The following is a 14,526-nucleotide window of genomic DNA, read 5'->3' as shown; positions in this document are numbered from 1 at the left end:
GAGACCTACAACAATTTCAGCGGTTAGCCACTTAGAGGGAATGAACATGCGCGTTCTGGTGCTTGGTAGCGGTGTGATTGGCACCACCAGTGCTTATTATCTGGCGCGTGCCGGATATGAAGTGGTGGTGGTGGATCGGCAGCCGGCTGCTGCCTTGGAGACCAGTTTCGCCAATGCAGGCCAGGTGTCGCCGGGCTATGCCTCGCCGTGGGCCGCGCCGGGAGTGCCGCTCAAAGCCATCAAGTGGTTGCTACAACGCCACGCACCACTGGCGATCAAGGCCACTCCCGATATTGATCAGTACCTGTGGATGGCGCAGATGCTGCGCAACTGCACCGCCAGCCGTTACGCAGTGAACAAGGAGCGCATGGTCCGCCTGTCCGAGTACAGCCGAGACTGCCTCGACGAGCTCCGCGCCGAAACCGGCATTACCTACGAAGGCCGCAGCCTCGGTACCACCCAATTGTTCCGCACCCAGGCTCAACTGGATGGCGCCGCGAAAGACATCGCGGTGCTGAAAGAGTCCGGCGTACCGTTCGAACTGCTCGACCGCGCCGGCATTGCCCGCGTCGAGCCAGCGCTGGCCAGCGTCACCGACATCCTCGCCGGTGCCCTGCGCCTGCCGAACGACCAGACGGGCGACTGCCAGATCTTCACCACCCGCCTGGCAGAAATGGCGGTGAAACTGGGTGTGGAATTCCGCTTTGGTCAGTACATTCAGCGCCTCGACTACGCCGGTGATCGCATCAACGGCGTGTGGATCGACGGCAAGCTGGAAACCGCTGACCGCTACGTGCTGGCACTCGGCAGCTACTCGCCGCAATTGCTCAAGCCGCTGGGGATCAAGGCGCCGGTGTACCCGCTCAAGGGTTACTCGCTGACCGTGCCGATCACCAACCCGGCGATGGCCCCGACCTCGACCATTCTCGACGAGACCTACAAGGTCGCGATCACCCGTTTCGACAACCGCATCCGCGTTGGTGGCATGGCGGAGATTGCCGGTTTTGACCTGTCGCTTAACCCGCGTCGGCGCGAAACCCTGGAGATGATCGTCAACGACCTTTATCCTCAGGGCGGCGATCTGGCCCAGGCGAGTTTCTGGACCGGTCTGCGTCCGACTACCCCGGACGGCACGCCGATCGTGGGCGCGACCCTGTTCAAGAACCTGTTCCTGAACACCGGTCACGGCACACTCGGCTGGACCATGGCGTGTGGCTCCGGCCGCTTGCTGGCTGACCTGATGGCGAAGAGAACGCCGCAGATCAGCGCCGAAGGCCTCGATATTTCCCGTTACGACAGTGGTACGTCGGAGCCTGCAGTGCAGGGCGCTCCAGCGCCAGCTCAACAATGAGCGAGAACGTATAAGCCAATTCGACACCAAGCGTTGCGCACGGCGAAATCGCCTTGTGACAGCGTTGGTTTTCATTTCTCATGATACTGCCAGTAAAGGCTGCCACCATGCGTCCTGCCCGTGCCTTGATCGACCTTCAAGCCCTGCGTCAAAATTACCAAATTGCCCGTGAACTCACGGGAGCCAAAGCCCTCGCGGTGATCAAGGCCGATGCCTATGGTCATGGCGCGGTGCGCTGCGCCCAGGCGCTGGAAGCCGAGGCTGACGGTTTTGCCGTGGCCTGCATCGAAGAGGCATTGGAGCTGCGTGCGGCGGGTATTCGGGCGCCGGTATTGTTGCTGGAAGGGTTCTTCGAAGCCGATGAGTTGGCGCTGATCGTCGAGCATGACTTCTGGTGCGTGGTGCATTCGCTGTGGCAACTCGAAGCCATCGAGAAAGCCACACTGACCAAGCCGATCACGGTCTGGCTCAAGCTCGATTCGGGCATGCACCGCGTCGGCCTGCACCCAAAGGATTATCAGGATGCCTATCAACGGCTGCTGGCCAGCAGCAAGGTCGAGAAAGTGGTGCTGATGAGCCACTTCGCCCGGGCCGATGAGCTGCACGAACAGGCCAGTGCCGAGCAGGTCGCGGTGTTTGAAGCCGCGCGTAAAGGCTTGTCGGCGGAAGTCAGCTTGCGTAACTCGCCGGCCGTGTTGGGCTGGCCGCAGATCCCGAGTGATTGGGTTCGCCCCGGCATGATGATGTACGGCGCGACGCCGTTCGAAGAAGCCAACACTGTGGCCGCTCGCCTGCAACCGGTGATGACCCTGCAATCCAAAGTGATTTGCGTGCGTGAACTGCCGGCCGGCGAGCCGATCGGTTACGGCGCCAAATTCATTACACCCAAGCCGATGCGCGTTGGCGTGGTCGCCATGGGTTATGCCGACGGTTACCCGCGTCATGCACCGACCGGCACGCCAGTCATGGTCGCCGGGCAACGCAGCCAGCTGATCGGCCGGGTGTCGATGGACATGCTCTGCATCGACCTGACCGACGTGCCGCAAGCCGCCCTCGGTTCGACCGTCGAGTTGTGGGGCAAAAACATCCTCGCCAGCGATGTGGCAGCGGCAGCGGACACAATTCCTTATCAGATTTTCTGCAACCTGCGCCGGGTACCAAAACTCTATTGCGAAGATTAATTGAAGCGCACCGGGCCTGGGTCCTGAAAGTGTTGAAAACAGAAAAGCCGTCGGCCAATAGCCAGGCGGTTTTTTGTTGGCAAGCGTAAAAGTTTCGCTGTGTGATCGAGGCTTTACTCCTTGTCCGCCTTGCCGGCAGCCGCGGCAAATTTTGCCAGACGCACATCCAGCCGACTTGGCCGTTGGTTGCGGTCCTCAGCTTGCTCCTTGCGGCGAACGGCGTTGCGGACCATTAGTGAGCCCAGGTAGCGAATAGGCTCCGGTGGGAAATGGCCGAGGGGGCCTTGCAGTAGTGGCGAGCGTGTCCAAGGATTGTCCAACCCCAAAACCAGAGATGAGAGGATTTTCCCTCCCATATGACAGGGGCCGACGCCACTACCGGAATAGCCGAAACCATAGAAAATGTTGCCACTTGTACCCATACGGCCGAAGAAAGGCAGCCCGGTGACTGAGCGATCCGACGGACCATTCCAGGTGGCGGAGATGCCGACATCGGCAAATTCCGGAAAGAACTCCGTGAGGGTGTTACGCAACAACCCCGCGTAAGGTGACGGTTGGTCGAATACCGGCAACATGCGACCGCCGTAGGCGAAGGTGTTGCCACCCTTGCCGAGCATGATCCGGCCGTCCGGGGTGTTGTGGTAGTAGTGCACGAAGATCCGCGAGTCGAGCACGGTTACCCCGTTGGTCAGGCCGATTCGTTCGAGCAGATCAGGCCGCGGCTCAGTAATGATCATGTCGCTGGAGACGATAGCCACCGAACGCTCGAACTCTGGAAAAACCCGCGCCATCCAGGCGTTGATCGCCAGCACCACGCGGTTGGCGACCACGTTCCCGCCCTGCGTCTTGATGGTGGCCGGCAGCCCTTGTTCCAGGCCGGTCATCGGCGAGCCTTCAAAGATTCGCACGCCCAGATCCAGCGCGACCCGACGCAGACCGCGCACCAGCTTACCCGGCTGCACACTGGCAGCCGCTGGCGAAAACCAGCCTTCAATGTGCCGGGTCGAACCTGCCATACGCTGCACGTCAGCTAGCGCGTATTTGGAGAAAGAGTTGATGCCATTGCGCTCCAATGCCGCGATCACCCCGTCGGTCGAGCCGACCTGAGCCTTGTTTGTCGCGGTGTAGAGCGTGCCATCGAGACGGTAGTCGGCATCAACCCCGTACTTTTCGCAAAAGCTGCCGATGGCGTAAATGCTCTGCTCCGATTCCTTGACCAGGCGTACCGCCTCTTCGACGCCAAACAAGCGCTCTAGGGTGAAGTACTTGGCCGACCAGGACAGCGCGCAGCCGCCGTTGCGCCCGCTGGCGCCGGCACCGCAAATGTCGGCTTCGACGATGACAACGTCCAGTTCGGGGTTCTGTTCCTTGATCATGACCGCGGTCCACAAGCCTGTGTAACCGCCACCGACGATGCAGACATCGGCGCGGGTGTCCTGCTGCAGCGGCGGACAAGGCGTGGCGTATTGGTTTTTCAGAGCCTGGTCGAGCCAGTAGGGGCGCATTGGGTCATCTCCGTTGATCGTTTCAGGGCAATAGTCAGGACGCAATCAGGCGCACGCGGCGACCACAATCATTTCCACGCGCCAACCGGGGTCGATTAAATCCGCTAGGGTGCAAGCTCGCGTGGGGGCATGGCCCTCGGGAAAGAACTCGTCCCAGACCTTGTTGAGTCCTGCGTAGTCCTCGCGATGGGCGAGCAGGATACGCACCGAAAGCACTTGCTTGCGGCTACTACCTGCACTGAGCAATAGCTGCTCGATACCGGCGAGTACCTCGTGGGTCTGTGCCTCGATATCGCCACTGAGGTCCGTGGCAACCTGGCCACCGATGTAGAGGTGGTTCTCATACCGGACCATGTCCGAACGGCGTTTTATCGCGGCGAAACGTTCAATTTCCATCAAGCATTCCCGGTGGGTACGAGGGGCGGCACTGTTGAAGACAGTGCTCTGTGGACTTGCGAAAACCATGTTTGCAGTCCATCGTTTATAAATAAAATCGATTTAACGTATGCATGAATAAGTTGAACCTATGCAAAGACTTCCCCAATGACTATTTCCCATACCCAGCTCAAGGCTTTCCACGCCGTCGCAGTCAACGGCAGTTTCACGCGGGCGGCCGAACAGCTTTGCCTGTCTCAACCGGCGGTGTCCGATCAGGTTCGCAAACTTGAGGATTACTACGGGGTGATGGTGTTCTACCGTGACAAGCGTCTGGTGCGCTTGACGGAAGTGGGGGAACGGCTGTTCGGCATGACCCGGCGTCTGTTCGATATCAGTGTGGATGCCCACGACATGCTGATGGACTACCGCACCCTCTCGACTGGAACCTTGAATCTGGCGGTGGATGCGCCGGTGCATGTGTTGCCTTATGTCGCACGCTTTTGCAGTCGCTACCCCGGTATCGATGTGAAGATTGAAACCGCCAATACTGATGAGGTGCTGCAACGGTTGTTCGGCCATCAGGCAGACATTGCCCTGCTAGGGCGCAACATCGAAGATGAACGCCTTCAGACATTGCACCTACGGAGCGATCCGATGCACGCTTTCGTTGCGCTTGACCATCCTTGGGCACAACGCCAATCAATCAGCCTCGCTGATCTGGACGACACGCCCTTGGTTCTTCGGGAAAAAGGTTCGGTCACCCGCCTATCCCTGGAGGAGGAAATGACAGCGGCGGGCCTGCATATTCGCAAGGCGATCGAAGTGGAAGGGCGTGAGGCGGCTCGTGAGGCCGTGGCGATTGGCATGGGCGTTGGTGTCGTGTCGGCGGCCGAGCTTGGCTCGGACTCGCGTCTTCGTGGTTTGCCCATCATCGATTGCCCGCGTCGCTTCACCGAGACTCTGGTCTGCCTGCGCGCGCAGAGTTCACGGCGTATCCTGACCACCTTCTTCGACATGGTTCGAGAAGGCTTGGTTGAGTGAGATTACGTTTGATCACTTACGAACGCAGCTATCTATGGCGCTATGGGTGGCTGCACGCGAAGGGCTGAACGGCTGCTTTTGGCCGATTCTGTTGAAAAAGTAGCTCCCCTGTCTGGCCTGCGGCAAAATCTCTGCATTGGCCAGCAGGGAAGCACGCAGCATGATGGGACAGTTATCGAGTGGGCAGGAACGGCTGTTTTACTCGTTCAACCTTGAAGACCACATCCCCGCCAATCACCTTCTGCGTAGCATTGATCGGTGTCTCGATCTGAGCGACTTGCGCCATTACCTCGCCGATTTTTACAGCCCAATTGGGCGTCCGTCGATTGACCCTGAGTTGATGATCCGCATGCTGATCGTGGGCTATTGCTACGGCATTCGCTCAGAGCGTCGGCTGTGCGAAGAAGCCCATTTGAACCTGGCGTATCGCTGGTTCTGCCGGTTAAGCCTTGAAGATGAAGTCCCCAATCACTCGACCTTTTCCAAAAATAGGCACGGCCGTTTTCGGGACAGCGATTTGTTTCGCTGGCTGTTCAACGAAGTGCTGCGTCGTTGCATGGACGCCGGCCTGGTCAAGGGCGAAGGCTTTGCCGTGGACGCCAGCATCATCAAAGCGGATGCCAGCCGGCAGCGCGGTGTACCGGGTGATGAACCGGTCAACTGGAACGATCCGGCCCTGAGCACCCGCGCCGTGCGTGAGTATCTTGAGGCACTCGATGAAGAGGCTCTGGCCGAAACGCTACCGAAGCGCCTATCGCTGACTGATCCTCAAGCCCGCTGGACCGCAGCTCCAGGTGGCCCAGCGTTCTACGCTTATTCCACGAATTATCTGATCGATACCGAGCACGGCGTGATCATGGACGTGGAACCCACACCGGCTCATCGAACCGCAGAAGTCGAGAGCACCAAGACGATGATCGAACGGGTCGAAGCGCAGTTCGACATCAAGCCGGAGCGCCTTATTGGCGACACCGCTTACGGCACCGCGCCGATGCTGGCCTGGATGGTGGAGGAAAAAGACATCGAGCCGCATGTGCCGGTGTGGGACAAAACCGAGCGCAAGAACAACAGTTTTTCGAGCAACGATTTCCACTGGAATGAAGAGGCTGAGGAATACCGCTGCCCGGCCGGAAACCCATTGCGCAGCGAATGGCGAGCCTTCAAAAATGAGCGTTCACACGTCACCAAAGCCAACACCATTATCTTCCGATCCCGGCAGACCGACTGCGTTGCCTGTCTGATGAAAGCCAAGTGCTGCCCGAACACTGCGTGCCGCAAGATCGCCCGCAGCGTCCATGAAGCCGCGCGCGATGTGGCTCGGCGAATCGCAGCGACACCTGGGTACGTGCGCTCTCGCCACGAACGTAAGAAGGTCGAAATGTTGTTTGCCCACCTCAAGCGCATCCTGAAATTGGATCGCCTGCGACTACGTGGCATGAGTGGCGCGACTGATGAATTCACGCTGGCCGCTGCGGTGCAGAACCTGCGACGGCTGGCCAAATTTACATCTCAAGGGCCACCTGCCACGGGATAGGTGCGCCTGCACGAAGCAAAAAACCTCAAATTAACCCAATAACAGAGCAGCAAAGGTCAACGAAGAGCCGAGAAACCACTCGATGTGGTGAGTAGGTTCTCCGATGGTGGTCGTGCCTTAGTTCAGGCCAGCTGAAAATCCGACTTTTTCAACAGAATCGGCCGATCTCTGCCCGTCGTGAATGGCGGTTTCCGCCCCGGCCAACCGGCCCGATGCAAGGCGTAGAGCAAGGTGGCGGTATCTAGCCCCGGCAGCGTGCCGATTGCTCTTCAGTCGCGACCAGAAACAACATCGCTGATGTCCGCTCAGTTGCCGTTCTTGATATTGCTCCAGGAGCGCGTACGGACACGATCCACCGCATGGGACTGCGGTTGCAGGGTGAACAGCGTGGCTATCACTTGCGCAGTGGGGTAGATGTTCGGGTTGTCGTTCACTTCAGCCGAGACGAGCGCTGTCGCGTCTTTGTTGGCGTTGGCGGTGAGCGCCAGATCGGTAGCAGGCGCAATCACTTCCGGGCGCAGCATGTAGTTGATGAAGGCCAGCCCATGCTCCGGGTGGCTGCCGTCTTTCACCAGTACCAGGTTATCGGACCACAGCGGTGCACCTTCGACGGGGATGCTGTATTCGATTTTTACTCCTTTTCCGGCTTCGTTGGCGGCCTGCTTCGCACCGAATACCGCACCGGACCAGGTCAGGGCCACGCAGATATCGCCGTTGGCCAAGTCGCTGCCGATCTTCGACGAATTGAAATAGGTGATGTACGGGCGCAGCTTCAGCATCAGCGCTTCGGCTTTTTTATAATCATCGGGGTTGCTGCTGTTGGGAGGGAGGCCAAGGTAGTGCAGGGCGATCGGCATGATCTCGGCGGGCGCGTCCAGAATTCCCACCCCACATTGACTGAGTTTGGCCAGGTTCTCTTCTTTGAACAGCAGGTCCCATGAGTTCACCGGTGCCTGGTCACCCAGGACGGCGCGGACCTTTTCAACGTTGTAGCCAATCCCATCGGTGCCCCATAGGTAAGGTATGGCGTATTGGTTGTCAGGGTCGTTCGCGCGAAGCTTTTCCAAAAGTATCGGGTCGATGTGTTTCAGATTGGGCAGTTGGCTGCGGTCGAGCTTTTGCAAGGCACCGGCCTTGATCAGGGCGGGCAGGATGAAGTTACTGGCCACCACCACGTCATAACCGCTATGGCCGGTCATCAGCTTGGCCTCCAGTACTTCGCCGCTGTCAAAGGTGTCATACACAGGCTCAATACCCGTGTCGCGCTTGAAATCCTGGAGGGTGGTCGGACCGATGTAGTCGTACCAGTTGTACACGTGCACGGTGGGCGTATCAGCTGTTGCGGTCGTTATCCAGGCCGACAGACAGGTGCTGATTCCGAGGTTCAAAGACGAGCGGTAACGACACAATGTGACACTCCTGGCCTGCTTCAGGACCGTGATGTTCGGGAGAGGACAGGTTAGTGATACAGGCTGTTGCGGCCTATTACCAAGGTGGGTTACTCGAAAGGGGTAGTGATTGGAAGCCTTGTCGCCAAACGCTTTCTACAAAGCGCTCCAAGCGTTGAATAGTTTGACGCCTTAAGTCGCAATGGGCCGTTTTCTACCCGTAGCGACAGACTGCTCCTGGTCGATTTCTGCCCGTCGCGAAGGGCAGAAATCGGCCAAAAGCGGACTCTCCGACCTGCTCACAACAATGTTCGTTTCCCACCCTTGTGCGTCCCAGAATGCTAAGTAAATGTCCCGCTTCGCCCATAGTCCTGCGACTGAAATAGCTACTGTAGGACAACCCTCAATCACTGGCAGGGGGCAGTTACCTACACCGGATGCTCTTATAGCGCACCGTCGTTCAGCTCGGATTGGAGACAACAATGACAACAGTCGCCGCAGCCCAAGACACGCCTTCACCCCTTACCCCCACGGCACCGGCCACTATCCGGTCATCAGTGCGTCAGCATTCGATCAAAGTGGAGATTTGCTCCCCCGCCATCGGTGCTGAACTGAGCAACGTCAATCTGGCCGATGCGGCCCATGATCCGGAACTGATCGCGGAAATCCGGGCGCTGTGGCTAAAGCACAAAGTGCTGTTCTTTCGCGACCAGGACATCACCCCCCTGGAACAACAGCACTTCGCTGCGCAATTCGCTGAACTGGAAGCCCATCCCCTGGCGCCGAGCCACCCGGAAGCGGACAAGTTGCTGATGCTGTACCGTAACCTCGACCCAAGCAAACCCAAGAGCTATGTTGAAAAGGCCAGCCGCGAAAATCTCTGGCATGCCGATGTCACCTATAAAAAAGCACCGCCGCGCGGAGCGGTATTGCGCTGCGAAATGGGTCCTGACACCGGCGGAGACACCCTCTTTTCCAACATGGTGATGGCTTACGAAAACCTGCCAAACGCCATTAAGCAACGGATCGAGGGTCTGTACGCAAAGCACGGTTCCGAGCAGACCTTTGGCGCCCAATTGCCCCGCGAAGAACGTCACGCCATGGCCGTGAAAAACCCTTCTGCTGAACATCCGGTGGTACTTACCCATCCTGAGACAGGCGAAAAGGTGTTGTTCGTCAACTCCGCGTTCACCACCCATTTCGCGAACTTCTTCAACTTCGAGGACATTCGCTACGGCCAGGACTTCATGCCCGAGGCTCATCATCTGATGAACTACCTGATCTCCCAAGCCGCTATTCCGGAGTACCAGGTACGTCTGAAATGGCGAACCAATACGGTTGCCATGTGGGACAACCTGCAAGTCCAGCACTACGCAGTGGCGGACTACGGCAATGCGCCAAGAAAGATGCTGCGCGCCACCCTCGCGGGCACCCCGCTGACCTGAACCTGACTGCGTGACAGACAGCTGGGCACCCGATCATCAACGATGGTCGGGCGATCCCGGCCGCCGAAAAATCCCAACCACAACAACAATTAACGGAGTTACCTATGCTCTACGAACACGTCGACACCGCCGTCATCGATGGCGAATCCCTGCCATGGATTCCGTTTACCCCTTATGCCGAAAACGTTCTGCTGAAGTACTTCAAGCTTGATCCGATTCGTGGTGAGTGGATTGTCATGATGAAGTCGCCGATCGACATGCAACTGCCCAAGCACCATCACACGGGGACAGTGATGGTCTACACGATCGAAGGCCAGTGGAAATACAAGGAACATGACTGGGTCGCCGGCCCAGGCAGCATCGTATATGAGACGGCTGGATCGACTCACACGCCTGAAGTCGTCAGTACGGGCAGCATAGATGGATACGTACTCACCTTGGTCCAGGTGAATGGCGATCTCGCGTTCTTGGACGGCAACGACAACATCGTCGCGCTCGAAAACTGGAAGTCAGGATTGCATCGCTATCTGGCTTATTGCGAGCAGCATGACATCGCACCGAAAGACCTGACCGCATTCAACTGATCTGGATTTCATGGAGTCCCGGCATACCCGGCTTTAAGGGACCGCCGGGATTGTTATCAGATCGTAAAAATTCAGCGGAGAGAACAGGATGTGTCGGTTCGTGATCTTGATGCGAAATCTGACAAGTGCCCGGCCGCCTGCTCGCTCCCCAATAACAAAAAATAAAAGGAGCGCTGTCATGAATGGTTTGATGATGCACAAGCCGCTGTTGATCTCCTCGCTCATTGAGCATGCCGACCGCCATCACGGCGATACGCAGATCGTCTCTCGTAGGGTGGAGGGCGATATCCATCGCTACACTTTCCGTGATTGCCACCGTCGCGCGCGCCAATTGGCCAGCGCGCTGACCCGGTTGGGGGTCCAGCCCGCCGACCGGATCGGCACGCTGGCCTGGAACGGCCACCGTCATCTGGAGTTGTACTACGGCGTATCCGGTATGGGTGCCATCGTGCATACCATCAACCCGCGTCTGCATGAAGACCAGGTCGCCTATATCGCCAACCACGCCGAAGACCAGTACATCTTCTTCGACCTGACCTTCTTGCCGTTGATCAAGACCATCGCGGGGCGCTGCCCTACGGTCAAGGCGTTCATCGCCATGACCGATCAAGCGTATATGCCGAAAGACGCCGGCATCGACAACTTGCAGTGCTATGAAGATCTGCTTCAACGGGAATCCTCTGACTATGCCTGGCCGATTTTCGACGAGGAAGCCGCCAGTACGCTCTGCTACACCTCTGGCACGACAGGCAACCCGAAAGGGGTTTTGTACAGTCATCGCTCATCGGTGCTGCACACCTATGCGGCCGCCCTGCCTGACGCCCTGAATTGTTCAGCACAAGATGTGATTTTGCCCGTTGTGCCGATGTTTCATATCAACGCCTGGGGACTTCCCTACATCGCATGCATGGTCGGGGCAAAGCTTGTGCTTCCCGGACCGGCCCTGGACGGAGAATCGCTATTCGAATTGCTTGAAGCCGAGCGGGTGACCTTGTCCGCGGGTGTCCCGACTGTGTGGCAAAACCTCCTTGGTTATCTGGAAAAAACGGACAAGCGATTCTCCAGCATGAAACGCAGCATCATTGGTGGTGCGGCCTGTTCCCCATCCATGCTGCATACCTTTCAGGAAACCTACGGCGTAGCTGTATTGCACGTCTGGGGGATGACTGAATTGAGCCCCATCGGAACGGTCGGCAGCCTGAAGGCCAGGCACGTTGAAATGTCCCCGATAGAACGTTTTGCCGTGCAATCCAAGCAAGGCCGAGCGGTATTCGGCGTCGACATGAAAATCGTTGACGTTGACGGCGCGGAGCTGCCTTGGGATGGGGTGACTGCTGGTGACCTGCTGGTGCGTGGACCTTGGGTGGTACGCGATTATTTCAGGAGCGGGGACAGTTCGCCGCTGCTTGAGCAAGCGGGTCAAAGATGGTTCCCAACCGGCGATGTGGCGACCATCGATGTCGATGGCTTCATGCAGATCACCGATCGCAGCAAAGACGTGATCAAGTCAGGAGGTGAATGGATAGGTTCCATCGAATTGGAAACCATTGCGATGGCCCATCCGGCAGTCTCCCAGGCGGCCTGCATTGCCGCGAAACACGCCAAGTGGGACGAGCGCCCCCTGCTGATCGTTGTCAGGAAACCGCAAGCAACACTGACACGAGAAGAATTGCTCGCCTTTTATGAAAGCAAGATCGCGAAATGGTGGACACCGGATGATGTGATCTTTGTCGACACAATTCCATTAGGTGCCACGGGCAAGATCCAGAAGAACCGTCTTCGAGAGCAATTCGGCGATCATCTGCTGGTTAAAGCTGCTGGCTGAGCCTGCATGCCCCATGTGCGGCCGTGAGTTATCGCGACCACGCATGGGGCAAACGCTCGCTTTTAGCGTCCCATCTGTTCGAGAAATTCAAGAAGCAATTCGTTGACATGATCGGCACTTTCTTCCGCCGCGCTATGACCCACACCGGGTAGCAGGACCTTCTTCTGTAGTCCGGGTAAATAGGTGTCGATCTGCTCGTAGAGACTACGGATTTCGACTGGTTCGAGTGATGGGTCGGCAGCACCACCGATGAACAGGCTCGGCTGGCGGACCACCGCACCGTCGAGAAACGCGGTGATTTCCCAGTTCCGGTCGCGACAGCGGTAGTAGTTCAGAGCACCGGTAAACCCTGTGCGCGTGTATTCGGCGACGTAGTAATCGAGCGCCCGTTCGCTCAACCATGACGGGAACTCGCCCTTCGGTTCAGTGAAAGCATTGAGAATGGGCTCACCAGGCTCAACAAACAGACGCCAGCGATCAGGTCCGATAGCGCTGCCAGAGATCGAGTAGAAGACACTGCGCAAGGTCTTGCGCGGATCATTAGCCAACTCACGATCCGGTTTGTCGAGCTGCTGGAAATACAGGTGGTGATACACCCGCCCCTTCGCCATGGCCTGCAAACCTACGGTCGGCTTGACCTTGCCCCGAGGTGGCACCGGCGTGTTGAGCATCACCAGGCCACGAAACAAATCCGGCCGCAACATGGCTGCCGCCTGGGCCACCCAGGCACCCAGGTCGTGGCCGATAATCACTGCGGACGTTTCACCCAGCACCGCCATCAAGCCCACCATGTCGCCGACCGCCTGACTCATGTCATAGGCTTCAATGGCATCGGGTCGATCGGTTTGGCCAAAGCCGCGTTGATCGGGGACCACGACGCGATAGCCAGCCTCGACCAATGCGCCGATCTGGCGTCGCCACATGTACCAAAGATAGGGAAAACCGTGCAGCAGGATGACGAGCGGGCCCTGCCCCTCGTCGATGTAATGCATGCGAATGCCATTGAGTTCGGCGAAACAGTGATTGAATGCCTCTGGGTCGTCGGGGTCCACTTTCGGCCTTGCCTCGAGCGGCTGGTCGATATGAGTTGCGGTGCGCGTGTTCATTTATCTACCTCCATCTTTTTGTCGTTGTAGGCCTGAAGGTAGCCGTGACCAGATGTCCTGCACTAAGCTTGGCAGGACACAATCTTGCGAATTTGGGACATAGGAGGGATTCATGTACACCCTGACGCGAAGTGCCAGCCTTACCGACTATGAGCGGGTTGCCCGTTCAGTGGGACTCGACCCCTTTCGCATGCTGCGGCTGGCCAAGCTGCCGACCAGTGTCCTCGACGATCCAAACATCATGATCAGCAGCGACTCGGTGGGTTGGCTCTTGGAGGAGTCAGCCCGTCTCTCCGGCCAGGTGGCTTTCGGACTGCTGCTCGCGGAAACCCGGCAGCTGTCCAACTTTGGCATGCTCGCGCTGCTCATCCGCGAAGAGCCAACGCTTCGCGCAGCGTTGCAATCCTGCTTTCGCTATACGCGTTTGCATAACGCAGGGGTGCAATTGTGGCTCGAGGATGCAGGCGACCTGACCCTGCTGTATGTGGGTGTGAACATGCAGGGTCATCATGGCGTCTGGCGCCAGGCGATTGAAATGGCAACCGGCATCATGCTTCGGACGTTGAGCGTTCTGAGCGGCCATACCTTCCGGCCGGTAAGGGTCGGTTTTACTCACGAGCGACCTGTCAGCCTGGAAGTGCACCACCGCGTGTTGGGTACAACTATCGAGTTTTCCCGGGAATTCAATGCCATCGTTTGCCGCCGGCGCGATCTGGACATGCCCATTCCCACGGCCGACCCCGCGTTGCATCGAGAGATAAAGCGATCGCTGGACATGCAGTTGGCCAACCTGCGTGAGGAACCGGCGCAGCGGGTACGCCAGATCGTCAAGATGCTGCTGCCAAGCGGACTGTGCTCTGTCGATGGGGTTGCCCAACATCTTGGCATGCATCGACGCACCCTTAACCGACACCTGGCAACCGAGGGCGAGAGTGTCACAACGATCATCAATGGGGTGCGTGCGGAACTCGCCGAAGAGTATCTGGCCAACAGCAAGCGCCGCTTGTACGAGGTCGCCGAACTGCTTGGTTTTTCCTCGGCCGGTGACTTTTCACGCTGGTTCCGCAAACAGTTTGGCAAGACACCCTCGGATTGGGCCGCCGCCTACCGAAAGAATAAGGCGACAACATCTTCGCTTTAACCCGCTTACTGTCCCAGTTAGCTAAGAAAATGTCCCGCCATGTCCAT

12 protein-coding genes are annotated in these 14,526 nt (G+C 58.1%); 8 read left to right on the top strand and 4 right to left on the bottom strand.

Going from position 1 to position 14,526, the window contains the following annotated elements:
* The first annotated feature begins 46 nt into the window (after window positions 1-46).
* Window positions 47-1,351 (top strand): D-amino acid dehydrogenase, encoded by a 1,305-nt coding sequence (gene dadA / locus AABM52_RS22360; protein WP_347908053.1) that lies wholly within the window; start codon window positions 47-49, stop codon window positions 1,349-1,351.
* Between the two features lie 107 nt (window positions 1,352-1,458).
* The gene (gene alr / locus AABM52_RS22355; RefSeq protein WP_347908051.1) at window positions 1,459-2,532 is read left to right on the top strand and encodes an alanine racemase; all 1,074 of its coding nucleotides are present in this window, start codon (window positions 1,459-1,461) and stop codon (window positions 2,530-2,532) included.
* A gap of 113 nt (window positions 2,533-2,645) precedes the next feature.
* On the opposite strand, the gene AABM52_RS22350 is transcribed toward alr, so the two are convergent.
* Window positions 2,646-4,037, bottom strand: coding sequence for an FAD-dependent oxidoreductase (locus AABM52_RS22350; protein WP_347908050.1), 1,392 nt, complete (start codon window positions 4,035-4,037; stop codon window positions 2,646-2,648).
* Window positions 4,038-4,082: 45 nt separating this feature from the next.
* Window positions 4,083-4,433 (bottom strand): RidA family protein, encoded by a 351-nt coding sequence (locus tag AABM52_RS22345; RefSeq protein WP_347908048.1) that lies wholly within the window; start codon window positions 4,431-4,433, stop codon window positions 4,083-4,085.
* Between the two features lie 147 nt (window positions 4,434-4,580).
* Between AABM52_RS22345 and AABM52_RS22340 the strand changes: the two genes are divergently transcribed.
* Together AABM52_RS22340 and AABM52_RS22335 are read left to right on the top strand one after the other, a co-directional pair.
* Window positions 4,581-5,456, top strand: a complete 876-nt coding sequence (locus AABM52_RS22340) for a LysR substrate-binding domain-containing protein (protein ID WP_347908047.1) — start codon at window positions 4,581-4,583, stop codon at window positions 5,454-5,456.
* Window positions 5,457-5,616: 160 nt separating this feature from the next.
* Window positions 5,617-6,990, top strand: a complete 1,374-nt coding sequence (locus AABM52_RS22335; protein WP_218498467.1) for a transposase — start codon at window positions 5,617-5,619, stop codon at window positions 6,988-6,990.
* Window positions 6,991-7,295: 305 nt separating this feature from the next.
* Here the strand turns inward: AABM52_RS22335 and AABM52_RS22330 are convergent, their stop codons facing one another.
* Window positions 7,296-8,399 (bottom strand): polyamine ABC transporter substrate-binding protein, encoded by a 1,104-nt coding sequence (locus tag AABM52_RS22330; RefSeq protein ID WP_347908045.1) that lies wholly within the window; start codon window positions 8,397-8,399, stop codon window positions 7,296-7,298.
* 551 nt (window positions 8,400-8,950) lie between these two features.
* On the opposite strand from AABM52_RS22330, the gene AABM52_RS22325 reads away from it, so the two are divergent.
* From AABM52_RS22325 to AABM52_RS22315, 3 genes are all read left to right on the top strand, one after another.
* The gene (locus AABM52_RS22325) at window positions 8,951-9,823 is read left to right on the top strand and encodes a TauD/TfdA family dioxygenase (RefSeq protein WP_347912673.1); all 873 of its coding nucleotides are present in this window, start codon (window positions 8,951-8,953) and stop codon (window positions 9,821-9,823) included.
* Between the two features lie 104 nt (window positions 9,824-9,927).
* Window positions 9,928-10,407 (top strand): 2,4'-dihydroxyacetophenone dioxygenase family protein, encoded by a 480-nt coding sequence (locus AABM52_RS22320; RefSeq protein WP_223444006.1) that lies wholly within the window; start codon window positions 9,928-9,930, stop codon window positions 10,405-10,407.
* 178 nt (window positions 10,408-10,585) lie between these two features.
* Entirely contained in the window at window positions 10,586-12,232 is a 1,647-nt protein-coding gene (locus AABM52_RS22315; protein WP_347908043.1) for a 3-(methylthio)propionyl-CoA ligase, read from the top strand.
* A gap of 62 nt (window positions 12,233-12,294) precedes the next feature.
* Here the strand turns inward: AABM52_RS22315 and AABM52_RS22310 are convergent, their stop codons facing one another.
* The gene (locus tag AABM52_RS22310) at window positions 12,295-13,338 is read right to left on the bottom strand and encodes an alpha/beta hydrolase (RefSeq protein WP_347908042.1); all 1,044 of its coding nucleotides are present in this window, start codon (window positions 13,336-13,338) and stop codon (window positions 12,295-12,297) included.
* Between the two features lie 112 nt (window positions 13,339-13,450).
* Here AABM52_RS22310 and AABM52_RS22305 point away from each other — a divergent pair, with 112 nt between their 5' ends.
* Window positions 13,451-14,479, top strand: coding sequence for an AraC family transcriptional regulator (locus AABM52_RS22305; RefSeq protein WP_347908040.1), 1,029 nt, complete (start codon window positions 13,451-13,453; stop codon window positions 14,477-14,479).
* Window positions 14,480-14,526: the final 47 nt, after the last annotated feature.

This window comes from Pseudomonas grandcourensis (genome assembly GCF_039909015.1).
Classification (GTDB): domain Bacteria; phylum Pseudomonadota; class Gammaproteobacteria; order Pseudomonadales; family Pseudomonadaceae; genus Aquipseudomonas; species Aquipseudomonas grandcourensis.
This window is presented reverse-complemented; position numbering and strand designations above follow the sequence as displayed.

Coding starts and splice junctions, on each gene's coding strand:
- dadA (WP_347908053.1), top strand. CDS start 47: ATGCGCGTTCTGGTGCTTGGTAGCGGTGTGATTGGCACCACCAGTGCT.
- AABM52_RS22315 (WP_347908043.1), top strand. CDS start 10,586: ATGAATGGTTTGATGATGCACAAGCCGCTGTTGATCTCCTCGCTCATT.
- alr (WP_347908051.1), top strand. CDS start 1,459: ATGCGTCCTGCCCGTGCCTTGATCGACCTTCAAGCCCTGCGTCAAAAT.
- AABM52_RS22340 (WP_347908047.1), top strand. CDS start 4,581: ATGACTATTTCCCATACCCAGCTCAAGGCTTTCCACGCCGTCGCAGTC.
- AABM52_RS22345 (WP_347908048.1), bottom strand. CDS start 4,433: ATGGAAATTGAACGTTTCGCCGCGATAAAACGCCGTTCGGACATGGTC.
- AABM52_RS22320 (WP_223444006.1), top strand. CDS start 9,928: ATGCTCTACGAACACGTCGACACCGCCGTCATCGATGGCGAATCCCTG.
- AABM52_RS22335 (WP_218498467.1), top strand. CDS start 5,617: ATGATGGGACAGTTATCGAGTGGGCAGGAACGGCTGTTTTACTCGTTC.
- AABM52_RS22310 (WP_347908042.1), bottom strand. CDS start 13,338: ATGAACACGCGCACCGCAACTCATATCGACCAGCCGCTCGAGGCAAGG.
- AABM52_RS22305 (WP_347908040.1), top strand. CDS start 13,451: ATGTACACCCTGACGCGAAGTGCCAGCCTTACCGACTATGAGCGGGTT.
- AABM52_RS22350 (WP_347908050.1), bottom strand. CDS start 4,037: ATGCGCCCCTACTGGCTCGACCAGGCTCTGAAAAACCAATACGCCACG.